General features: G+C 32.7%; 20 protein-coding genes and 2 pseudogenes. 1 reads left to right on the top strand and 21 read right to left on the bottom strand.

The window, feature by feature from the left end; translation table 11 throughout:
• Positions 1-111 precede the first annotated feature (111 nt).
• The 8 genes from thiW to AC3WQX_RS03645 form a co-directional block, all read right to left on the bottom strand.
• On the bottom strand, positions 112-606 hold the full coding sequence (gene thiW / locus AC3WQX_RS03680) for an energy coupling factor transporter S component ThiW (RefSeq protein ID WP_002437014.1): 495 nt from the start codon (positions 604-606) through the stop codon (positions 112-114).
• Between the two features lie 23 nt (positions 607-629).
• Positions 630-995, bottom strand: a complete 366-nt coding sequence (locus tag AC3WQX_RS03675) for a YlbF/YmcA family competence regulator (protein ID WP_023350366.1) — start codon at positions 993-995, stop codon at positions 630-632.
• Between the two features lie 3 nt (positions 996-998).
• Positions 999-2,543 (bottom strand): tRNA (N6-isopentenyl adenosine(37)-C2)-methylthiotransferase MiaB, encoded by a 1,545-nt coding sequence (gene miaB, locus AC3WQX_RS03670; RefSeq protein WP_023350367.1) that lies wholly within the window; start codon positions 2,541-2,543, stop codon positions 999-1,001.
• A 192-nt stretch (positions 2,544-2,735) separates the two neighbouring features.
• A complete protein-coding gene (locus AC3WQX_RS03665) occupies positions 2,736-3,032 on the bottom strand; it encodes a thiamine-binding protein (protein WP_023350369.1) in 297 nt (98 codons plus the stop codon).
• A 75-nt stretch (positions 3,033-3,107) separates the two neighbouring features.
• Positions 3,108-3,725 (bottom strand): poly-gamma-glutamate hydrolase family protein, encoded by a 618-nt coding sequence (locus tag AC3WQX_RS03660; protein WP_023350370.1) that lies wholly within the window; start codon positions 3,723-3,725, stop codon positions 3,108-3,110.
• 157 nt (positions 3,726-3,882) lie between these two features.
• Positions 3,883-4,749 (bottom strand): 2-oxoacid:ferredoxin oxidoreductase subunit beta, encoded by an 867-nt coding sequence (locus tag AC3WQX_RS03655; protein WP_023350371.1) that lies wholly within the window; start codon positions 4,747-4,749, stop codon positions 3,883-3,885.
• A complete protein-coding gene (locus AC3WQX_RS03650) occupies positions 4,750-6,510 on the bottom strand; it encodes a 2-oxoacid:acceptor oxidoreductase subunit alpha (protein WP_023350372.1) in 1,761 nt (586 codons plus the stop codon).
• Between the two features lie 134 nt (positions 6,511-6,644).
• Positions 6,645-7,439: a TIGR00282 family metallophosphoesterase gene (locus AC3WQX_RS03645; protein WP_023350373.1), complete on the bottom strand. Its 795-nt coding sequence runs from the start codon at positions 7,437-7,439 to the stop codon at positions 6,645-6,647.
• 160 nt (positions 7,440-7,599) lie between these two features.
• Here AC3WQX_RS03645 and AC3WQX_RS03640 point away from each other — a divergent pair, with 160 nt between their 5' ends.
• Positions 7,600-7,815 (top strand): hypothetical protein, encoded by a 216-nt coding sequence (locus AC3WQX_RS03640; protein ID WP_002437019.1) that lies wholly within the window; start codon positions 7,600-7,602, stop codon positions 7,813-7,815.
• A gap of 367 nt (positions 7,816-8,182) precedes the next feature.
• Here AC3WQX_RS03640 and rny read toward each other — a convergent pair whose 3' ends face one another.
• From rny to rnjB, 13 genes and pseudogenes are all read right to left on the bottom strand, one after another.
• Positions 8,183-9,742, bottom strand: a complete 1,560-nt coding sequence (gene rny, locus AC3WQX_RS03635) for a ribonuclease Y (RefSeq protein ID WP_023350374.1) — start codon at positions 9,740-9,742, stop codon at positions 8,183-8,185.
• A gap of 232 nt (positions 9,743-9,974) precedes the next feature.
• Entirely contained in the window at positions 9,975-11,027 is a 1,053-nt protein-coding gene (recA, locus tag AC3WQX_RS03630; protein ID WP_023350375.1) for a recombinase RecA, read from the bottom strand.
• 168 nt (positions 11,028-11,195) lie between these two features.
• The gene (locus AC3WQX_RS03625; RefSeq protein ID WP_023350376.1) at positions 11,196-12,344 is read right to left on the bottom strand and encodes a CinA family nicotinamide mononucleotide deamidase-related protein; all 1,149 of its coding nucleotides are present in this window, start codon (positions 12,342-12,344) and stop codon (positions 11,196-11,198) included.
• Between the two features lie 142 nt (positions 12,345-12,486).
• Positions 12,487-13,068: a CDP-diacylglycerol--glycerol-3-phosphate 3-phosphatidyltransferase gene (pgsA, locus tag AC3WQX_RS03620; protein WP_023350377.1), complete on the bottom strand. Its 582-nt coding sequence runs from the start codon at positions 13,066-13,068 to the stop codon at positions 12,487-12,489.
• 27 nt (positions 13,069-13,095) lie between these two features.
• Positions 13,096-13,488 carry a helix-turn-helix domain-containing protein gene (locus AC3WQX_RS03615; RefSeq protein WP_002436354.1) on the bottom strand — a complete coding sequence of 131 codons (393 nt, stop codon included), beginning with the start codon at positions 13,486-13,488 and terminating at the stop codon, positions 13,096-13,098.
• An 18-nt stretch (positions 13,489-13,506) separates the two neighbouring features.
• The gene (locus AC3WQX_RS03610) at positions 13,507-14,334 is read right to left on the bottom strand and encodes a YmfK family protein (RefSeq protein ID WP_492739813.1); all 828 of its coding nucleotides are present in this window, start codon (positions 14,332-14,334) and stop codon (positions 13,507-13,509) included.
• A gap of 158 nt (positions 14,335-14,492) precedes the next feature.
• Positions 14,493-15,200: an elongation factor P 5-aminopentanone reductase gene (gene ymfI, locus AC3WQX_RS03605; protein ID WP_492739811.1), complete on the bottom strand. Its 708-nt coding sequence runs from the start codon at positions 15,198-15,200 to the stop codon at positions 14,493-14,495.
• Positions 15,200-16,486 carry an EF-P 5-aminopentanol modification-associated protein YfmH gene (gene yfmH, locus AC3WQX_RS03600; RefSeq protein ID WP_023350379.1) on the bottom strand — a complete coding sequence of 429 codons (1,287 nt, stop codon included), beginning with the start codon at positions 16,484-16,486 and terminating at the stop codon, positions 15,200-15,202. The genes ymfI and yfmH overlap by 1 nt, the downstream gene beginning before the upstream one ends.
• Positions 16,486-17,760 carry an EF-P 5-aminopentanol modification-associated protein YfmF gene (gene yfmF / locus AC3WQX_RS03595; RefSeq protein ID WP_492739809.1) on the bottom strand — a complete coding sequence of 425 codons (1,275 nt, stop codon included), beginning with the start codon at positions 17,758-17,760 and terminating at the stop codon, positions 16,486-16,488. The genes yfmH and yfmF overlap by 1 nt, the downstream gene beginning before the upstream one ends.
• A gap of 41 nt (positions 17,761-17,801) precedes the next feature.
• Complete coding sequence (locus AC3WQX_RS03590) at positions 17,802-18,512, bottom strand: GntR family transcriptional regulator (RefSeq protein WP_023350381.1); 711 nt, start codon at positions 18,510-18,512, stop codon at positions 17,802-17,804.
• Positions 18,513-18,514: 2 nt separating this feature from the next.
• Positions 18,515-19,975, bottom strand: a pseudogene (locus AC3WQX_RS03585) (DNA translocase FtsK); the annotation flags it as partial.
• A 104-nt stretch (positions 19,976-20,079) separates the two neighbouring features.
• Positions 20,080-20,935 (bottom strand): annotated as a pseudogene (locus tag AC3WQX_RS03580) (DNA translocase FtsK 4TM domain-containing protein); the annotation flags it as partial.
• Between the two features lie 257 nt (positions 20,936-21,192).
• Positions 21,193-22,866 (bottom strand): ribonuclease J2, encoded by a 1,674-nt coding sequence (gene rnjB / locus AC3WQX_RS03575; RefSeq protein ID WP_002469869.1) that lies wholly within the window; start codon positions 22,864-22,866, stop codon positions 21,193-21,195.
• Position 22,867 lies beyond the last annotated feature (1 nt).

Here is a 22,867-nt window from a genome sequence, read left to right as displayed (position 1 = left end):
TGTAACTCGCTTAATCAAAAAGTGAATAAAAAAGCACGCTCTATTATACGAATTAAACAGAGTTACCCCATTTATTTAATCCCTTAATAATAAAGCGTACATGATAATTAATTATTTCTTTTTAAATTTATCTAATAACCCGCGTCTTTTTAAAATAATAAGTATTATATAGCTAATTAGAGAACCAATTACACTTGAAACCATAAACGCTATCATTAATGGTTTTACAAAGAAGTCTTCCATTCCCATAAACCATGCTAAAGGTATACACATTAAACTTCCTATGACACCAGTTCCTAAAACTTCTCCAACTGATGCCATGAAAATATGTTTTCTATACATGTAGAATAGACTAGACAAGAGAACTCCAATCATACTACCCGGGAAAGCAAAAGGACTACCTGTTCCAAAACTAATTCTTAAAATTGAAGAAATAAGCGCTTGAGCTAATCCATACCACGGTCCTACAAACACAGCGCATAAAACATTAATAAAATGTTGAACAGGCGCTGCTTTTATAGGTCCTAAAGGTATTACAATAAGACTACTTAATACAACGTTGATTGCGATTAAAAATGCAGTTATAGTCAAATTCCTTATTTTCATAGCATTTACTCCTCAATTAGCTTTTATTCCTTATGCTCTCGTTTGTTATGTTCATTAAGTCTATCTTCCATTGTTTTGATCATCATTTGTAATAAATCATTCGCATCGTATTGTGCAGAACGAAATTCTTCGACTATTGGTAAATTATTTATTTCATCTTCAATATGATGAATTTGATTTTCAGATTGTCGGAAGGCAGTATCTTTCCCATAATTTTGAAAGTTGACAGATTGTTTTTGTTGATTTTTTAAACTTTTCATCTTACTTTCAATTGTTTTATTATTATGGATTTGCTGTTCAATCGATTGGTAATCTTTTACAACATCTAGGTCATTAATGCGTTGCGCTAGTATATCTGCATGTTTTAAGATATCCTCTTTTGAATACATTGTTTAATGAACCACCATTGCCTTTTGATGTTCTTTCACAAATGTTCCATTTAATGAATATTGTTTTGCTTCATCGATTTTAACATCAACAAGTTTTCCAATCATTTCTTTAGGAGCTTTAAAGTTGACTAGTTTATTTTTATCAGTGTAACCAGCTAATACTGTGTCATCCTTTTTACTTGCTCCTTCACACAATACTGTAACGATTTTACCTTCATACTTACTCATAGCTTTTTGAGAGTATTCACCTACTTTTTTATTTAACCTTTGTAATCGTTCTTTTTTCACTTCAGTAGGCACATTATCTTTCATTTTAGCAGCTGGTGTTCCATCTCTTTGAGAGTATAGATAAGTATAAGCATGTTCAAATTCTACTTCATCATATAACGATAGCGTTTCTTCAAATTGTTCTTCAGTTTCATTAGGATATCCTACAATAATATCTGTTGTTAACGCTATATTAGGAATTGCAGTTTTTATTCTATTTACTAAATCAAGATAGCTTTCACGAGTATATTTACGACCCATAATTTTTAAAACGGCATTGTTCCCTGATTGAACTGGTAGGTGAATGTGAGGAACTATATTACCACCATTTGCTATAACTTCAATCATACGATCCGTAAAGTCCCAAGGGTGACTTGTTGTAAATCTTACTCTTGGTATATCAATCTTAGATATATCTTCTAGTAAATCACCAAGTCCATAATCTAGATCTTCGATATCTTTACCATAGGAATTTACATTTTGACCTAATAAAGTAATTTCTTGATAGCCTTCTCTTGCTAATTCTCTTACTTCATTAATAATATCTTCAGGGCGACGGCTACGTTCCTTACCTCTCGTGAAAGGTACGATACAATATGTACAGAATTTATCACATCCATACATGATATTAACCCAAGCTTTTATACTACCTTCTCTTACCTTAGGAAGATTTTCAATAACATCTCCCTCTTTAGACCAAACTTCTACTACCATTGCTTTAGATAAATACGCTTCTTCTAAAATTTCAGGTAAGTGATGGATGTTATGTGTACCAAATATCATATCTACATTTTGATAAGATTTTAGAATTTTATTTACTACTGATTCTTCTTGAGACATACATCCACATACCCCGATTAGACAATCAGGACGTTCTTTTTTAAGATGTTTTAAATTTCCAATTTCACTAAAAACTTTGTTTTCCGCATTTTCCCGAATAGCACAAGTATTAATTAAAATTACATCTGCTTGATTAATATCAGTTGTCGCACTATAACCTAAAGCCTTTAATATCCCCGCCATAACTTCAGTATCATGTGCATTCATTTGACAACCATACGTTTTAATTAAAAAAGTACGACCGTTACCCATGTTTTTATACTTTTCATCAATATGAAAGTCTCTATTATATTGTACTTCTTGTTTCCCACGTTTTTTTGCTTCTTTTAAACTAGGTGGTTGATACACTTGTTCAAAGTATTTGCTATAGTCTTTTTCAGCTTTACGATCACGCTCAGCTAAAATGTTTATCGTACCAGCTTTTCTTTGTTCTTCATTCACTTTGAAAAATCCTTTCTATAAGCCCATAATCATTACTACATTATATTAAATTTAAAGTTAAAGTGCAAAAAGACGTTTTGTTTTATTTTTCAAAAATGACATATAAAAAGAGACAAATCAAACCTTTTAAGCTTAATTTGTCTCTAACCTATTATAAGAAATTTAACATTAGTTTATTATGTGATACTTAGTTTATTCTTCATCATATTTGCCAGTTAATGTCTCAATATCAATTCCTTCAGGGACGTGATAAAATTTAACTTGGCTAATAATACTTGGACATTCTAATTCAACCATTCTCTCATTAAGTTTTTGAATTAGAATAAGACACTCACTCATTTCTCCTTGAACAGTTGTTTCCAATGGCCCTACTCTATAATGCATTCCTGATTCATCAATAATTTTAATTGCCTCATCAACATAAGGAATCACATCTTCATTGTTTGAAGTTCTAGGAATTATTTGTACACTCATTAAAGTATCTTGCACTACAATATCACTCCTTTTATTTATACAATCATATACTCATATTTTAACATTCATAAAGTAAGTATACGCTAAAGACTAAACTTGTTGTAGTGCTTTAATTGTTGCATCTGCAAAGTCGTACATCAAGTCACCCCAGTTATCTCGGTCTTCACGACTTTTACGAGAACTTTTGTTATTCACAAATAATTCTTTTCTAAGACTTGAAGTTAACTCGATTTGAACGCCAGCATTATTCTTAGTTAAATTAATAATATTTTCATCTTGCTTTCCAGCCATTGTATTCGGCGCTTCTTGTACCTTTATACCTACATCTGATAATGCATCACTTAATATATCAATAAGTTGCTGATCATTGCCTCCAAGATAAGCTACACTATCTTCACCTTTACAACCATGCAATGCTATCGCTCTTTCACTTTTTTCAACAATTTTAATAGCTTGTGGGTCATCGTAATTTGTAGATGTAACATGCAATTCATTATTGCCTTTACTACGTAGTCCCTTAAAAGAAAAATAATTATAATTCCCTTTATCAGCAATCACTTGTGCTAACTCAGTCGTAGCTGGTTCAATACCACCACCGTGAATCGCTAAGATTGATACACTACTATCTTTATCATCTGTTTCAATTTCCCAATCTTCATTTTCCACAGTTACGTTTTCTAATTCTTTCATTGATTTAAATCTATCCATGACTACCTCCAATAAGATTGTTTATTTTGCATATTCCCAAAATAAATAATTTAAAAAGTCATTTACGTAATTTAAATATTTTTAATCAAGAATTAAAATATAGATTTTCATCATAAAAAAACTGAGCACCCCATGTAGGCACTCAGATAACAAAAATTTATATAAATTGAGCTGTCAAATCATTAAACGTATCTTCTGAAATATGAACATCTTTTTTAGCTAGAGCCTCATCTTCAAGTTCATTAATTTGAGATTCGTATGAAGGCGTTTCAGTATCTTGATAGACAATACCTTTAACTAGCGATTCGTGCTCTAAAACTGTTCGCATAGCTAACTGTTTATCTGAATTATCATAATCATCAATATCATCAATGCTAGTTAAATGCTCTTTAAACCAATCATAAGTGTTAACTTTGTTATATGTTACACAAGGTGAGAATACATTAACAAACGAAAATCCATCATGATTAATCGCATCCTCAATCATTTTAGTTAATGCTTTAATATCACTTGAAAAACCTTGTGCTACAAATGTAGCACCTGATGAAAGTGCTAATTCTAATGGGGCTACATTTTTCTCAATATTCCCTTTAGGTGTAGATTTAGTTACAAAACCTACTGCTGAAGAAGGTGATGTCTGACCTTTAGTTAAACCGTAAATCTGATTATCCATGACAATGTATGTCATATTCATGTTTCTTCTTAATGCATGAATCGTATGCCCCATACCGATTGCATAACCGTCTCCATCGCCACCTGAAGCAATAACAGTTAAATCTTTGTTCGCCATTTTAACACCCTGTGCTAAAGGTAAGGCACGTCCATGTATAGCGTGAACACCATAAGAATTAATGTATCCTGATAATCTACCAGAACATCCAATGCCTGTAATAATTGCAACTTCTTCAGGTTCCAAACCTACATTGGCCGCTGCTTTTTGTATGGCCGCTTGTACAGAGAAATCTCCACATCCTGGGCACCAATTTGGCTTAACATTATTTCTAAAATCTTTGAATGTAGCCAATTAAACCAACTCCTTAATTTCCTTGACTATCTCTAATCCTTTATCTTCAATTTCATGAGGTAAAAAAGGTGTACCATCATATTTAGTTTGGTTCACTAATTTTTCTTCTACTTTTGTGTTCATTTTTAAAATATTAGATAACTGACCTTGATAATTATGTTCAGCTACAATCACTTTAGATGCTTTATCGATTGCATGTTGAATCGTATCTTTAGGGAATGGATGTAACTGACGAATTTGTATAGTATTAACTTTAATACCTTGAGATTCCAAACGTTCTGCGCCTTCGTTAATAGCACCTTTGGTAGAAATAAAACCTATATATAATAAATCTGCCTCATCATATTTTTCATTAGATTCAATAGGTTTTTCTATAACTAGATTTTCTGTTTTACGCATACGTTTTTCCATTTGTGCTTGTCTATTAGAAGCCGCTTCACTAGGTTTACCTTCTTCATTATGTTCAACACCAGTGATGTGATGAACGCCACCTTTTACACCCGGAATAGGACGAGGTGAAATTCCATTACCTGTTAAGGCATATCTTCTAAAGTAGCCTTTATCATCTTCTTCACGTTCTATATCAGATTGAAGTAATTCGCCGCGTTTAATTTGAATCTTATTATAATCTAATGACTTAACTGTTTGTTTACCTAAAGAAAGTTGTAGATCACTTAAAATAATGACAGGACATTGATATTCCTCTGCTAAATTGAATGCCTCTACTGTAAGATAGAATGCATCTTCAGCATCAGTTGGAGCAACTACAATTTTTGGAATATCACCGTGTGTACCATATATCATTTGCATTAAATCTGATTGTTCTTGTTTAGTAGGTAAACCTGTTGAAGGTCCGCCACGTTGAGTGTTGATGACTACGAATGGTGTTTCAGTCATTCCTGATAAACCAATTGATTCCATCATCAATGATAAACCAGGACCTGCACTTGCTGTAAACCCTCTTACACCAGCATAGTTAGACCCTATAGCCATTGTAGCTGCAGCAATTTCATCTTCCGTTTGAACAACAGTGCCACCGACTTTAGGAAGATTCGCAATCATATACTCCATAATTTCAGATGCTGGAGTAATAGGATAAGCAGCCATAAATTTAGAACCTGCTGATATTGCTCCTAATCCAATTGCATCATTACCTATCATATACAAGTGAGGATCTTCATTAATTGCTTCTAATTCAAAGTCTCCCTGAATAGAACTTAGGTGTTCTTTCATTAAACGATAACCTTCGTTAAGCGCTTCGATATTCATATCAACTACTTTTTCTCCCTTTTTAGAGAACATGTTCGTAATTAATTCTTCAAAAGTAGTTGTGTCTAAATTCATAAGCGCTGAAGTAGCTCCAATAGCCACCATGTTTTTCATCAGTGCTGTCCCAAGTTCTTTAGCAGTGCTTGTAAACGGTAAATCTATAAGTTGCGCTTTACAGCCTTCTGGTTTCGTCGGTTTAGCCTTAGAATCCGCAATTATAATACTATCCTCTCTCATTTCATGATGATTTAACTCAATCGTTTCTTGATCAAATGCAATTAAGATATCTAAATCATCACTAATGGCATGAACAGGCGTAGTTGATACTCTTATTTTATTGTTAGTATGACCACCTTTAATTCGACTTGAAAAGTGTCTGTAACCATATAAAAAGTATCCCTTCCTATTCATTGCAGTAGCGAAGATTTCTCCAGTAGATTCGATACCTTCACCTTGTTGTCCGCCCACTTTCCATGATAGTTGTGATTTCATATCACATGCCTCCTGTGGATATAATTCATATTTAATAATAACAAAAGAAACCACCGTTTTACTATGTAAACAGTGGTACAAAATTAAATTCATACTAATGGACGATAACCTTTAAACACTATTAAGACAGGGGTTTATCCCTGAAAAGGATTGTCGTCATTTATTAATATTCTTTCAATTTGTGTTGTTTTACCTTCTTTATCTAAATCAATAATGACGCCAGATAAAACACTGCGCCCTTCATCTGGTACGACGTGTCTTTGAGGTAAACTTGTAATAAATCTATTAATCACTTCTTCGCGATTGATACCTAAAATTCCATCATAATATCCTGTCATACCCACATCAGTGATATAGCCAGTCCCGTTTGGTAAGACGCGATTATCAGAAGTCTGAATGTGAGTATGTGTTCCAACTACTGCACTCACTCTACCATCTAAATACCAACCCATAGCATTTTTCTCAGAAGTTGTTTCTGCATGAAAGTCGACGAAGATGTAAGGAGTGACTTTTCTTGCTTCTTCTATCAATTGATCCGCCTTTTTAAAGGGATCATCAATATCTTGCATAAATGAACGTCCTTGTAGGTTAATAATAGCTAATTTTATTTCATTAATTTGAATATAACGCATTCCAACTCCTGGCGCTTCTTCTGGAAAATTAGCCGGACGAACCATTCGATGTGCATCATCGATAAAGTCATAAATTTCTCTTTGACCATAAGTATGGTTACCCATAGTCATGAAATCTACGCCTTCTCTTAATAATTGTTTATAAATCTTCTCTGTTAACCCTTTGCCATGTGCTGCATTTTCAGCATTTACAATGGAGACTGTAGGGCGATAACTTTGTTTTATTTTTGGTAAATATGTAGAAATTGCTTTTCTACCGATTTTTCCAACGATATCTCCAATAAACAATATTCTCATAAATCGTTCATCCTCTCATAAACAGTTTAATAGATACCGTCATATAATTAAAGTATCCAGTACAAATTAATTATTCTGAATATTAAAAGACTTTTCTTTTTTGTATTTATTTAATATGTTAATATGAAATTAACAAAATTCTAGGAGTTGTAAATCATACATGTCTATTAATATTGATCCTGAAAAATTTGCAGAATTAGTAGTAAACGCGAATCCAGCAAAATCTGATGAACCAGAAGATATTGCTAAAGAAAGCTTAACACTCTATATTAATGCTTACCGTTTAGCTGAAAAATATTCAAACATTGCTACTAATTGTTACGATACAGCTGAAATCATTAAAGAAATCAATGATGCAGACCTACAATTAAAATAATTTAAAAACTTATTTTTTAATAATTTAAAAACTAATTATTAAAAAATAAGTTTTTAGGAATCAACATAATCAATTGATTATGTTGATTTTTTATTTTATGCCAAACCCTTTCGTCATACTTGAATCTTTAATTCAAGCATAAGAGCCACTAACCGATGTCTCGGTAAGTTTTTTGTCATACTTGAATCTTCGTTTCAAGCATAAGAGCCACTAACCGATGTCTCGGTATGTTTCATTGTCATACTTGAATCTTTGATTCAAGCATAAGAGCCACTAACCGATGTCTCGGTAAGTTTCATTGTCATACTTGAATCTTTGATTCAAGCATAAGAGCCACTAACCGATTTACCGGTAAGTGGCTCTAAAATTATTTTGCATATTCTACTGCTCTAGTCTCTCGAACAACTGTCACTTTGATGTGACCAGGATATTGTAATTCTTCTTCGATTTGATCTTTGATATCTCTAGCCAATCTGTATGATTTTAAATCATCAATTTCTTCAGGTGAGACAACTACACGAATTTCTCTACCTGCTTGAATTGCAAATGCTTTTTCAACTCCATCATAGCTCTCAGATAAAGCTTCTAATCTTTCTAATCTTCTAATATAGTTTTCAAGTGTCTCTTTACGAGCACCCGGTCTTGCTGCTGATAAGGCATCTGCAGCCGCAACTAAAATAGAAATAATAGAAGTTGGCTCTACATCTCCATGATGTGAGTGAATAGCATTAGTTACTGTTTCATTCTCACCATATTTCTTAGCTAATTCAACACCTATTTCTACGTGACTTCCCTCAACCTCATGGTCAATAGCTTTACCAACATCATGAAGTAAACCTGCACGCTTAGCAAGAGTAACGTCTTCGCCTAACTCTGCAGCTAACATACCTGAAAGGTGCGCCACTTCAATAGAATGTTTAAGCACATTTTGGCCATAACTAGTACGATAGTTTAATCGGCCAAGTATTTTAACTAGATCAGGATGCATGTTATGAACATTAATTTCAAATGTAGCTTGTTCACCTGCATCTCTAATAATATCGTCAACTTCTTTTCTAGCTTTCTCAACCATATCTTCAATACGACCAGGATGAATACGACCATCTGAAACTAAGTTAACTAATGCTGTTCTAGCTATTTCTCGTCGAATTGGGTCAAAGCCTGATAAAATAACCGCTTCTGGAGTATCATCAATAATCAAGTCTATACCAGTAAGCGTTTCTAATGTACGAATATTTCGACCTTCTCTACCTATGATACGACCTTTCATTTCATCATTAGGTAAATTAACAACTGATACAGTTGATTCAGTTGTATGATCGGCTGCTAATCTCTGTACTGTAGTAGCAAGTAATTCTTTTGCTGTTTTATCTACTTTTTCTTTCGCTTCTTTTTCTTTTTCTTTAACAAGTATTGCAATATCTTGTGACAGTTCTTCTTCAACTCGTTGAAGTTGTTCATTTACAGCTTCTTCTTGAGTGAGACCGGAGATGCGTTCTAATTCTTGTTCATGCTTCATTATTAATGTTTGAACACTACTCTCTTTTGCATCTACTTGTTGTTGTCTTTCTTCAATTTTTGATTCTTTTTGTTCTAAAATCTCATCTTTTTTATCTAAAAGATCAGATTTTCGATCCAAGTTCTCTTCTTTTTGAAGAAGTCGGGTTTCTTGTCTTTGAAGTTCCCCACGTCTTTCACGCAGTTCACTTTCTGTTTGTTCTCTTAAAATTTGGTTCTCTTCTTTTGCCTCAAGTAATTTTTCTTTTTTAATATTGTCAGCTTCTTTGTTAGCATAATTGACAATATCTTCGGCAGTTTGTCTTGCTTGAACTTGTTTTTGGTGTAATAAATTTCGGGCAACGACATACCCTACAACAACGCCTAGAATTATCCCCAGCAAAATGAGTAGGAGGCTTAATAAATTCACATAAACACCTCCTTTATCTAGGGTTTGCTCTGTATATCAAAATCAATATGATTATATGAAATTATATAAGAATCATACACACTAATTGTACGTTTTTCGACAGAGAAGTGTCAAGGTATGAAATTCCTTATCCTACGTTTAAAATCCTTAGTTATTGTGAAAATTTAGTCTAAAAAAATGGATAGCAAAAAGCCATCCATTTTAAACTTACATATATGCTTTTGAATAAAAATTATTCTTCATCAAATAAAGTTTTAGGTGCTTCTTCTTCAGCGTCTGTTTCTTCAACGTCTCCATCGAATATACCTAATTTTTCTCGTAATTTACGATCAATTTCTTCTTTAATTTGAGGGTTTTCTTTTAAATAAGTTTTAACGTTTTCTTTACCTTGACCCATTCGATCACCATTATAAGAGTACCAAGCACCAGATTTACCAACGATGTCATTTTCAACACCTAAGTCAATTAATTCGCCTTCTTTAGAAATACCTTGACCGTACATAATATCTACTTCAGCTACTCTGAATGGAGGTGCTACTTTATTTTTAACAACTTTGATTTTAGTTCTGTTACCTACGATATCTTGGCCTTGTTTTAGTTGTTCAGCTCTTCTTACTTCTAATCTTACAGAACTATAGAATTTTAATGCACGTCCACCTGGTGTAGTTTCTGGATTACCAAACATCACACCAACTTTTTCACGAATTTGGTTAATAAAGATTGCAGTTGTGTTTGATTTAGAAATTGCACCAGATAGTTTTCTTAAAGCTTGAGACATTAATCTTGCTTGTAAACCAACATGTGTATCTCCCATTTCACCTTCAATTTCAGCTTTAGGAGTTAATGCTGCCACTGAGTCAACCACGACGATGTCAACTGCACCACTTCGAACAAATGCTTCAGCAATTTCAAGTCCCTGTTCCCCATGATCAGGTTGAGATAAGTATAAGTTGTCAATATCTACGCCTAAAGCTTGAGCGTATACAGGATCAAGTGCATGTTCAGCATCAATGAATGCAGCTACTCCACCGTTTTTTTGAACCTCTGCAATTGCATGTAAAGCAACTGTTGTTTTACCTGAACTCTCAGGTCCATAAATTTCTATAATTCTTCCTTTAGGATAACCACCTACACCTAGGGCATTATCCACTGTTACAGAACCACTTGATGTGCTTGATACTTTACGACCTTTATTGTCGCCTAATTTCATAACAGCACCTTTACCAAATGATTTCTCCATATTTTTTATAACTGTATCTAAAGCTTTTTGACGTTCGTTATCCAAAGCGAGACCTCCTAATTACGAAAGTAATCTTTTTTAATATCTTATCTTTACTATACAAGCTATCCATTCAAAACACAAGCATTCTGCGAATATTTGTTCGTGTAATTATAATTATAAATGATATAAAATCGAACAAACGTACTTATTTTTAAAACAGTAAAAGAATAATCATCGATTTTCAAACCATTTTAATAATTTAATCATCGCATAATTTTGACTTCTGCTTCTTAATAAATTTCTACTTTGAGTCATTTTAAAAGTATCAACGTTTAATACTTCTCCATCGTACATAGCTAAGTAGACGTCTTCATTTTCATGTAATAAAACAATACCCAAATCAGTTTGGTATAAATCTTTTACATATTGCGCTGCATTAAATAATTGGTCGTGGATACTATCTGTAGTGTCTATAAATAAACCATTGTGTGGTAACAATCCATTAAGTACATCATTTTGATCTACATTTTTAAGTCTTGTATATAAAGCACCATTTGTTACTCCATCATATATAGCAAACGTTTCATTTATTTTAGATATCACAGCCTCCTCAAGAGTAATGTCATCAGATCCATAGTAATAATCACCTATACGATCGAGTATTTCCCTCTTGACGGGGGCAATAAGATTTTTGCAATCATTCTTTGAATCAGAATTGGCAGTAATTCTAATATAAACTTCATGTGTTCCAGCTAAAGGAGCTATAGTTGGATTAGTTTGATTTTCTATAAGATCCATGAGTATGGTCTCAACTTTAGATTCACCTATTCCGGCAAATCTTAATAACTCTGAAAAAATGACGCTATCGTCATCTAGTAAGTAAGGTAATAGCTCATTCTTTGCCATGGGCTTCATTTCACTAGGAGGCCCTGGTAAAAGCACAACCTTTTTATCATTCTTTTCAATTAACATTCCCGGCGCCATACCAGTTTTATTTGGTAATACTTTGCAACCATCAATAACCAATGCTTGTTGTTTATTATTAGGTGTCATTTCTTGTCCTTGCTCTTTGAAATAACTCTCAATATATTCTAAAGAAGCCTCGTCAGTAACTAATTCTTTACCTAAAACTTTAGCTACAGTATGTTTAGTTAAATCGTCTTTAGTAGGTCCTAACCCACCTGTTAACACAAGAGTATCAAAACGTTCAAATCCTTGTCTGATAATGTATTCCAATCTTTCCGGATTATCTCCAATTACAGTATGCTCAACCACGTTTTTACCAATACTATTAAATAGTTTGGATAAATACTGACCATTCGTGTTAGCTATTTGACCTAAAAGTAATTCAGAACCTACAGCAATTATAGATACTTTCATCAACTTTCACCCCTTTGATCATCTTTTTTCGCAATAAATTCATTATATATTTTCTGATTTAATAAATCTAAAAAAAGAGTTCAAAAAAAGACTAAACTTTATAATCTTACTTTTATAAAGCCTAGTCTTGTAAATTCGTATGTTATTTAGATTGTTTAAATACTTCTCTACCTTTGTAGAAATACTCAATGCCAGAAAGGATAGTGAAAAACACTCCTATATAAAGTAATGTCACACCGAGTGGAAAATGAATATAATGAACGAGTGGATCACCTAGTAGTATCCAAATAATCGCAACCATTGTGACTGCTGTTTTAATTTTACCTAGTTGACCCGCCGCACTTACAAATCCTTGTTCAATTTGTAATAAACGTAAGCCTGTAACCGCAAATTCACGTGCAATAATTATTATAGCTACAACTGAATTCGTAAAACCTAATTGCACCATTACAATAAGAGCACTTGCTACTAAAAGTTTATCAGCTAATGGATCTAAAAATTTACCCATATTTGTAACAAGTTGCCATTTACGTGCTAAATATCCATCTGCAAAGTCACTTAACGATGCAAGAATAAAAATAATTGCACTTATTAAAATTTCAATTCTAATGTGATACCCGCCTAAAAAAGATACCTTTCCAAATCCGAAATCTACTAACGCAAATAGTATGAAAACGGGTATCAATATAACTCTAAATACCGTAATCTGATTCGGTATATTCATAATAAATCCTCATTTCTTAAACTTTATTTATATAATTAACACTGCAAGAATCCAAAGTATTAAAGAAACTATTACTATAAAACCAATTAGCATTATCAATTGCATCGTTTCTTTTGACTTACTTCGATACGAGGGAGCTTCACCGTTCGAGAAAGCAGCAATTAATTCATCAATTTGATTCTGATTATTTGGTATTTCGTCACGATGAGCCTCAATAAGTTGATTAGGTTCAATGTTGACTACATTAGCATATTTACGAATAAATCCCTCTGTGTAATCCTTTTTGGCTAATAAATCAAAATCATTATTCTCTATATGTATCAGAGTTTGACGCTTAAGTTGTGTTCGTTGCTCAAGTTCATTTAAAGTCATACCTAATCTTTCACGTCTACCTTTTAATGCTTCACCAACAGTTTTCACACATAGCCCTCCTCAAACCTATTCAAAGAAACCAAATCCTCCACCAAATGGATCACCGAAATCTAAATTATTTTTACTTTGAATCGTCTGTTTTTTCATTTCATCATAATGTATTTCTTGATTTTCATTTTCTCTTAATTCAATGATATAGTCAAAGTCTTCCATGCTATAATTACACGCTTCTACAAATAAATCTGGATGCTCAACTACTTTAATCGAAGGGAGTGTCATAACTTCTCTAACTAAATCTTGGTGCTTAGGATTAGATTCACGAGCCGTCACTGCGCCATCAATAATATAAACATGATTTGAATCATATTCACCTTTGATTAAAGAACTTCTTACTGTTTGCTTAATTAAAGTAGAACTAATAAACAGCCATCTTTTATGCGCACATACGCTTCCAGCAACAATTGATTCTGTCTTACCTACACGTGGCATACCTCGTATTCCTATTAACTTATGTCCTTCTTCTTTAAAAAGTTCAGCCAAAAAGTCTACAAGTAAACCTAAATCTTCTCTCTCAAATTTAAACGTTTTTTTATCATCCGCATCTTGTTCTATGTATCTGCCATGTCTAACTGCAAGACGATCTCTAAGTTCTGGTATTCTTAATTTGGTAATGTCAATTTCATTAATTTCTTTAACTATTTGTTCAAAACGTTCAACTTTTTCTAGTTTATCAGTTTTGATAAGTAAACCCCTTTTGCCTTGATCAACACCATTAATTGTAACAATACTAATTCCTAACATACCTAATAAACTTGATATGTCCCCAAGTAATCCTGCACGATTAATTGTAATCTCATATTCAAGATACCATTCTTTTCTTTCTGCTACTACCATGATTTAACCACCCCTTGTTTTCAATCACGCACTTGAAAGCTTTTTTCAAAGTATGATTTAAAAACATTATAACATCGATTAAGAAACGCGCACTTAGGAATTGTATTTATTTTCATATAAAATCAAAACCTAAATTACTTACAAAATACTTTAAATTTTTATAAATACCATGCTCCATTTACCTTTTGAACAGTACCTGTAATACTTCTAGACATGGGGTGACACAAATACGCACAGACATGGGCCACCTCTTCAGGTTCAATCATTCTATTCTGAGGTAATTCTTGAAGTATTGAATCTCTTTCCTCTTCTGACCACACCTTGCTCATATTACCTGAAACAAATCCTGGAGTTATAGCATTTACGGTTACTGACGTAAGCGCAAGTTCTTGACTAAGCGCTTTAACGAAACCTATTTGAGCACTTTTCATAGCTGAGTAAATAGTTTCCATGCTTGCACCTGTTTCTCCCCAAATAGAAGAAATAACTACAATTCGGCCGTTTTCACTTCTTCTTAAAATATCTACAAAAAATCTGGATAAACGTATAAATTGTCTTAAGTGAAGAGCGTAATTCTTATCGATATCATCATCGCTCATATCTTGTAACATGCCATATAATGCAGTGCCGCTAGTATAAATAAGACAATCCAAATCATTAATGTGTCCAAAATAATCTTCTAAATTTAGATTTTGAGATAGATCACATTGGATGAATTCTACATTTTGGTTATGATTAAATTTTTGTTTCAAGGCTTCTAATTTAGAAGAGTGATAGTGAACAATTACGTGATACCCTTCATTTAAGAGTTGCTTAACAATCGCTAAACCTATAGTACCTGAACCACCAAGTACGAGTGCTTTCATTATGGTTTCATCTCCAAACGACTATCGACAAGTTGTTCAAAATTTAGAAATAGTTCAGATGTTTCATTAACACTTTCGAGTGTTATATTTTCAACAATTTCTAACATGTCAAAAACACTTACACCTTCAAAATATAATTTCGCATATTGATTAGCAATATACTCAGGTGAATTCAAACTTGAAATAAACTCTCCGATAAATTGTTTTTTTAATAAGTCGAAAGCTTCTTGATCAACTAATTGTCCTCTGTACTTCTTCAATTCATTAAGTAATAATTCTTTTAATTCATCCGGTTGCTGTGTTGCACTGGTAATAATAGAAAAGCTATAGCTAGGTTCAAGCACAAATTGATATCCAAAAGTTTCATCAATTAAATCTTTATTTAATAAATGTTGATAAAAATCCGTTTCTTCTCCAAAAATCAACTCATAGAAAAATGTCATTTCTAAATCTCTTTGTACATATTTTTCCGAGCTTTCTTTAAGTGGTTGATTTTTAAAACCTAACATTAACCTTGGAGATTGCAATTTCATCTGCTCTGTAACGTTGTGTTGATTCACTTCAATGGGTTCATCAATTTCTGCACGCTCAATCTTAGGTTGGTTGGTCTTATTTCGCTTTGCCTCATGTTGTTCTACTAAATCAATCATATTTTGAGGGTTTACGTCACCAACAATAAATAAAACCATATTTGATGGATGATAAAAAGTTTCATAACAAAGGTATAAATCATCCTTAGTGATATCGTAAATACTCTCCACACTACCAGCAATATCGACGCGAATAGGATGGTTTGAATACATCGCTCTCAAAGTATTGAACATTAATTTGTAACCAGGTTGTTCTTGATACATTTTAATTTCTTCAGCAATGATACCCTTTTCCTTATTAACCGTTTCTTCAGTAAAATAAGGCGTTTCAACCATATCTAATAAACGCTTAATGTTACTCTCAATATTGCTTGTAGCACTAAATAAATAACTTGTACGGTCAAAACTTGTAAATGCGTTTGCTTGTGCATTTTCCTCGGCAAAAGCTGTAAATAAATCTTCTTCTTCTTTTTCAAAAAGTTTATGTTCTAAAAAATGCGCTACACCATCTGGCACTTTTACAAATTGTTGGCTTCCAATAGGTTTGAAATGATTATCTAAAGAACCAAATTGCGTCGTATAAGTCACAAATGTTTTTTGGAATCCTGGTTTAGGTATTATAAACAGCTTTAGCCCATTATCAAGTTCATGTTCGTAGACTTTCTCATCTATCAATTCATAATTATGTACCTTCATTATTCACTTTGACCTCCTTTCGTTAAAACGTAGATTGTATCTAGCATAGCTTTATTAGCTAATTTTATAACATCTTCTCTTGTGACAGCATTAATTGCAGTGATGAATTCTTCTTCAGATTGAGGTTTGTCTAATAACACCTGATTATGTAATAGTTCGATAATACTTTTAGGTCTGTCAGTAGATTCATGTCTGTGAGAGATAATAATTTTCTTTGCCAACTCTAATTTACCATCATCAAAATTACCATTCTTTAATTTTTCAAATTCATCTAAAATAGTATCTTTGGCAATCTCATATTTAGAAGCCGAAACTCCACTAAGAACAAATAAAAATCCATTCTTTCCATCGATTTGTGAATGTATAGAATAGGCCAAACTTTGCTTTTCTCGAACTTCATTGAATAGCACTGAAGAAGGGTCGCCACCAAACATCATGTTTAAAACTACGAATGCATAATAGTTCTCTTTCCCAAAATAAGTTGGGAAACGATAACCAAGATTGAGTTTAGCTTGGTCCACTTCATCATTATCAATGATAAATTTAGATGATTTATTTTGATCTATATGCTCAGGTCGATTATTACTTTCAAATTTGAATGGTTTAATATTAAAGTTTTCTTGTATTGTATCTATCACATTTTGTTTATCTACATTTCCAACTACGTAAATTGCACAATCATCGTTATGTAACATTGATTTATATGTATCATACAAGTTTTTAGCAGTAACATGAGGTATTTGTTCTACTTGACCTGTAGCTAAATATTTATAGGGTTCATTTTCAAACATATGATTCATTAATTTTAAAAATGAATATTGAGCTTTATTATCAATCATTGCTTCAAGCTTTTTAGTGAGCAAAGATTTTTCCTGTGCTACATAGTTCTCATTAAACTGTTCGTCAATAATTAAAGGATTCCAAATAAGTTCTTTAAGCGTCTTAAGACCCTTCTCAAATAATGGAGTTGAGTCCTTTAAATAACGCTCATTAGCAATTTCTAAAGAAATTGTAATCACATGTTTATCCTTAAATTTAGATACAAAACTATTGATATATGCACCATATAATGATGATAAATGTCTATTTAACACTTTATCGTTAGGCCATTGTTGTGTAGCACGTACTAAGACTTTACTTAAAATTGAACGCGCCGTTATTGTTTTATAATCTAATGGCGCCATAAATTTAAAGGTCACCATGGTTGTTTTAAATTTTTTAGTTGGTAAAACGTTAATATATATATTGGAATTGTCTAATGTATTATTTTCCAAACGGCATACCTCCCATTCCTGTAAAAACATTTAATATTTACTTAGCTTTTATTTATTTTAAATTTAACCAAACTACTTTTAATATAGTTTAATGAATATAAAATAGGTTGATCTTGCTCATCATAATGAACTACCTTTAATAGCATTAAACCTTCATGTGGAGAAGCGTTTAACACTTCTGAAATATGAGGTTCATAACTAATTGCTTCTAAGTCCATTTCTGCATGTTTAACCTCATGTCCTGTTGATTCTTTAATAGCTCTTAATATAGAGCCACTACTTTTTTGATAGTCTGTACAAGTTAGATTTTGTTTAGCGATTTTATCTAAACAGTAAACTACTGGTATTTGATCAGCCGTTCTTAATCTTTCAATGATAGTCACAGGTTCTTTATCACTTATTTCTAATAATTCAGCATCAAGAATAGTTGCTGGTTGTTCATCAAAATTTAAATATTCTATACCTGCTTTATACCCAGCTTCTTCAATCATATTACTAATACTTACTAACTTATCTAATGGATAAAAGAAGGGAGGCTGTTTTTTAACACTAGTCCCCTCTTCAAAATTATCAGTTACAATTTGTTCGGTAATTAATTCACCAATTCCATCATAAACATCGTCCGTTTTCACGTTGAGTGCACGTGCAATTGATAAATTACTTGGTAGCTTACCAGAATTATCCAATTCTCCATTTTTTATTAACTTTAAAATGTATTGTTTAACTCTATAAATCGCATTCATTTCCGACATTTTTACACCTCATCATTATCTAAATCAACTAGAATTTGTCTTGGTTTACTTCCTTTTTGAGGACCGATGACTTGATTACGTTCTAAATCGTCCATTAATCGTGAAGCACGATTATAACCAATTCTAAATTGTCTTTGTAATAAAGATGTGCTCGCTTTTTGTTGTTCTATTACAAACAAGTAGGCTTCATCATATAAGGAATCTTCACTTTTCATCTCTGATTTATCAACTGGTGCGTCAGGTTCCATTTCTTTTACATAATTTGCTTTTTGTTGTTCTACAACGTAGTCCACTACATCTTGAACCTCCTTATCGCTCAAGAAGGCACCTTGGATACGTGTTTGAGTCGATTCACCATTACCAATATATAACATATCACCTTTACCTAATAACTTATCGGCACCACCTGAACCTATAATAGTTCTAGAATCAGTTTGTGAACTTACCGCGAAAGCTATACGTGAAGGAATATTATTTTTAATGATACCAGTGATTACGTCAACAGAAGGTCTTTGAGTAGCTACTATTAAATGAATACCTGCAGCTCTAGCCATTTGAGTAATTCGTTGAATCGCATTTTCAACTTCTTTACCTGCGACCATCATTAAATCTGCTAACTCATCAACAATAACTACAATGTAAGGAAGTTCTGATTGTTTCTCTTCTAACTCTTCATTTTGTTTACGAATATACTGATTATATCCTTCGATATTTCTTGTTGAAGAATGTTGGAATAAATCATAACGACGTTCCATTTCTGCAACTACTTTATCAAGCGCTTGCGATGCCTTGTGTGGATTAGTTACTACCGGGATAAGTAGATGAGGTATGCCATTATATACGTTTAATTCTACCATTTTCGGATCAATTAACATAAGTTTTACCTCATGCGGCTTAGCATTAAGTAAAATGCTTGTGATTATTCCATTGATACATACTGATTTACCACTACCTGTAGAACCTGCTACAAGTAAATGAGGCATTTCATTGAGTTGTATAGATACAGGTTCTCCAGATATATCTCGTCCAATACCAACTTCTAATTTATGTTGAGATGGAAACTTCTCTTCTAAAACTTCTTTAAGTGATACTAATGAAATTTTGTCATTAGGAACTTCGATTCCTACTGCTGAACGTCCAGGAATAGGAGCTTCTATACGAACATCTTTCGCTGCTAATGCTAAAGCAATGTCATTATGTAAGTTAACGATTTTACTTACTTTAACACCTTGAGCTGGCTGAACTTCATATTGAGTTACCGCAGGACCAATTTTAATTTGGGTCACTTTCGCATTGACACCAAAATTCTTCATTGTAGATTCTAAGACCTGACCTTTTCTTTGAACTTCAGCTTTAGAAGTAGACTGTTGTTTAGCTGGTTGATTAAGTAATGATAAAGGTGGAACCACATACTCCACATTTGCTACTTCTCCAGCTTCAGAGATTGATCCTTCAGCGTTACTACTATCATTGTCATTGTCTTCATTAGAACTTGAAACATTACCTTTGTTGTCACTCTGTTTAATATCTTGTGAGTTTGAAGTGATTTCACTACTATTAGCCTCATGATCAAAAATACGCTTTTTACGTGTCTTAGGTGCACTATTGCTTTTATCTTCTTGGTCACTGTGCCCGTAAATAGGTATGTCATTATTTTGCGGAACTTCAGGAAGATCACTAACATCTTTGACATTTTCTTGTTGCAATCTTTCTTGTTCTTTCTTTCTCTTTTTCTCTTCAGATCTTTCTGCTTTTAATTGAGCCCTCTCTTCTTTTCTAGCTTTACTCGTTTCTCTTTTGTCTCTAAACGATTCTGAAGCACTTTTACTAGATGATTTCATACTTTCAAATAGGCTTTTACTTACATCTCTATGTCTTAAGTTTGATAAAAGTATGATACTTGAAGCTATTAGTAGAACAGTAATAATTATAACGCCAGCTATTGATATAAGAGGTATTAATAATTTAAATAAGTAAAAACCTATTAAACCTCCTCCGAAGTTAGGAAAGTGTGTATGTTCATATGATTTATAAACATATGATAATACTGGCTCTCTTTCAGATGACACGCCTTTACTAAAATGGTAATAAAGTTGCGTTATACATAGCAAAGCAAGTTGCAAAACAAGCGCACCAATACTTCGACGCGTTTTAGGAATTTTTTTAGAATATGTAATGAAGACTGTACCTAGAATCACTAAAATATAAGTCAGAAATCTACTCATACCGAATAGATAATTGAAGAAACTATCAATCATTTGACCAACTATGCCTAATTGAAAAGCTCCTAAAACGACAAGAATAATTATGACAATAGCAATGATGTAGCGTAAAGGGCTCTCATTTTGTTTTTTTCTTTTACTATTTTTACGCGTAGCATTACTTTTCCTTCTATTCGTTGTTTTTTTCTTTGTTTGTGGCAAGATTTCACACCTTCTTTTTTAATCTTTCACAGTTATTTAATTATGGCCTAATAATAACTATTATGTATATATTTAATAAGATGAAAGAGGCAGGGACAATTAATTGTTTAAAGCCATCTCAATTATTCTTATATCCCAATTAGATATGTTTGAACAAAAATTAAGAAGACCTCGTTGCAGAGCATAATCATCTTAAATCACTTAAATGATTTGCTATACACAATTGTCCCAACCTCTTCAAATGTTATTTATTAAGATTAAATCTCAGAAATTACTGGAATAATCATTGGACGACGTTTCGTGCTTTCAAATAATAATTTGCTAATTTGATCTCGCATATTTTGCTTAATTTCAGACCATTCTATACGTTTTTCTTGTAAACCTGCTTCTACAATTGTACGCACTTTTTCTTCGGCTTCATTTAATAATTCTTCACTTTCTCTAACATAAACGAACCCTCTTGATTGAATTTCAGGTCCTGCAGCGATACGTCTATTCTTAGGATCTAGCGTGACAACAGCAATGAAAATTCCATCTTCAGCTAATAAATGGCGGTCTCTTAAGACAATATTACCTACGTCTCCGACACCAATACCATCGATAAGTACATTACCTGAATTTACCTTTTCATTGAGTACCATATCTTTACCGTTGTAATTAATCACATCACCTTTTTCAACTAAGAAAATCTTTTCAGGTGCTACACCTGATTCTGCTGCTAACTTAGCGTGAGCAATTTGCATTTTAAATTCACCTTGCACTGGAATAAAGTATTCAGGTTTCATTATATTTAACATCATTTTTAATTCTTCCATACAACCATGACTTGAAGCATGGATTTTTTTATTGTTAGGGATGATGTGTGCCCCTGCACGTACAAGTTCGTTTAAAGTATCAGCTATGATTACTTCCATATTAGCAGAAGCCGTGATTGCTAAGAATACTGAGTCGCCTTCTTCAATATTCATAATTTTATGTTTCTTTTGAGCCATTTGGCTTAAAGCCTCTACAGGTTCGCCTTGCATCCCAGTTGCAATAATAATAACTTCATTTTTAGGATAATTATCAACTTCATTGATAGGAATTAATAAATCCTTCGGAATATCAAAATATCCCATCTTACGAGCAATATTAAATGAACTTTCTAGTGAGCGACCTAAGAATGATACTTTTCGATTCAATTTACTAGCTATATTTAGAACTTGTTGTATGCGAATAAAATTTGATGCATAGCAAGAAACAATAAGTCTTCCTTTAACTTTAGTGAATGCGTCATACATGTGATGTTCAATGACATTTTCAGGAGTGTTATAGCCAGGTTTTTCTGCTTCTGTAGAATCACTAATTAAAGCAAATACACCTTCATCACCAATTTCAGCCATGCGCTTCATATCAGGTGCATATTGACCATGTAAACTTTGGTCGAATTTAAATTCTCCTGTATATACAATTGAACCATAAGAAGTATGAATGCAAATCCCCAAGCTATCTGGAATACTGTGTGTAGTATTAAAGAAGCTCACATTCACATTTTTAAATTTCATTACTGAATCATGGGATACTGTATAGTAGCGCACTTTTTTCTTAATATTACGGGCCTTCATATTTTCTTTAATAAGTGCAATCGTTAATTTAGAACCATAAACTGGCGCGTCAATTTGCTCTAAAATATAGCTAACTGCACCAATTGCGTGCTCATGACCATGTGAAAGGAAAATACCTTTTAATTTATCTTTGTTTTCAATTACGTACTGAATGTCAGGAATAACGATATCCACACCTAACATTTCATCTTCAGGGAACATTAATCCCGCATCTAACATAAACATTTCATCGTCTACTTCAACGATGTACATATTTTTAGCGATTTCGCCTACACCACCAAGTGGTATGATGCGAATATCTTTATTTTTTTTCTTTATTAAACTCAAA

Source organism: Staphylococcus sp. FW104-15G4D, assembly GCF_058790135.1.
This window is presented reverse-complemented; position numbering and strand designations above follow the sequence as displayed.

Excerpts from the sequence above, each read along its gene's own strand:
- AC3WQX_RS03675 (WP_023350366.1), bottom strand. The coding sequence starts at position 995 with ATGTATTCAAAAGAGGATATCTTAAAACATGCAGATATACTAGCGCAA.
- ymfI (WP_492739811.1), bottom strand. The coding sequence starts at position 15,200 with ATGAAAGCACTCGTACTTGGTGGTTCAGGTACTATAGGTTTAGCGATT.
- AC3WQX_RS03610 (WP_492739813.1), bottom strand. The coding sequence starts at position 14,334 with ATGGTAGTAGCAGAAAGAAAAGAATGGTATCTTGAATATGAGATTACA.
- AC3WQX_RS03660 (WP_023350370.1), bottom strand. The coding sequence starts at position 3,725 with ATGGATAGATTTAAATCAATGAAAGAATTAGAAAACGTAACTGTGGAA.
- AC3WQX_RS03625 (WP_023350376.1), bottom strand. The coding sequence starts at position 12,344 with ATGAAAGTATCTATAATTGCTGTAGGTTCTGAATTACTTTTAGGTCAA.
- AC3WQX_RS03590 (WP_023350381.1), bottom strand. The coding sequence starts at position 18,512 with ATGTCGGAAATGAATGCGATTTATAGAGTTAAACAATACATTTTAAAG.
- pgsA (WP_023350377.1), bottom strand. The coding sequence starts at position 13,068 with ATGAATATACCGAATCAGATTACGGTATTTAGAGTTATATTGATACCC.
- AC3WQX_RS03640 (WP_002437019.1), top strand. The coding sequence starts at position 7,600 with ATGTCTATTAATATTGATCCTGAAAAATTTGCAGAATTAGTAGTAAAC.
- AC3WQX_RS03645 (WP_023350373.1), bottom strand. The coding sequence starts at position 7,439 with ATGAGAATATTGTTTATTGGAGATATCGTTGGAAAAATCGGTAGAAAA.
- yfmH (WP_023350379.1), bottom strand. The coding sequence starts at position 16,486 with ATGAAGGTACATAATTATGAATTGATAGATGAGAAAGTCTACGAACAT.
- AC3WQX_RS03650 (WP_023350372.1), bottom strand. The coding sequence starts at position 6,510 with ATGAAATCACAACTATCATGGAAAGTGGGCGGACAACAAGGTGAAGGT.
- thiW (WP_002437014.1), bottom strand. The coding sequence starts at position 606 with ATGAAAATAAGGAATTTGACTATAACTGCATTTTTAATCGCAATCAAC.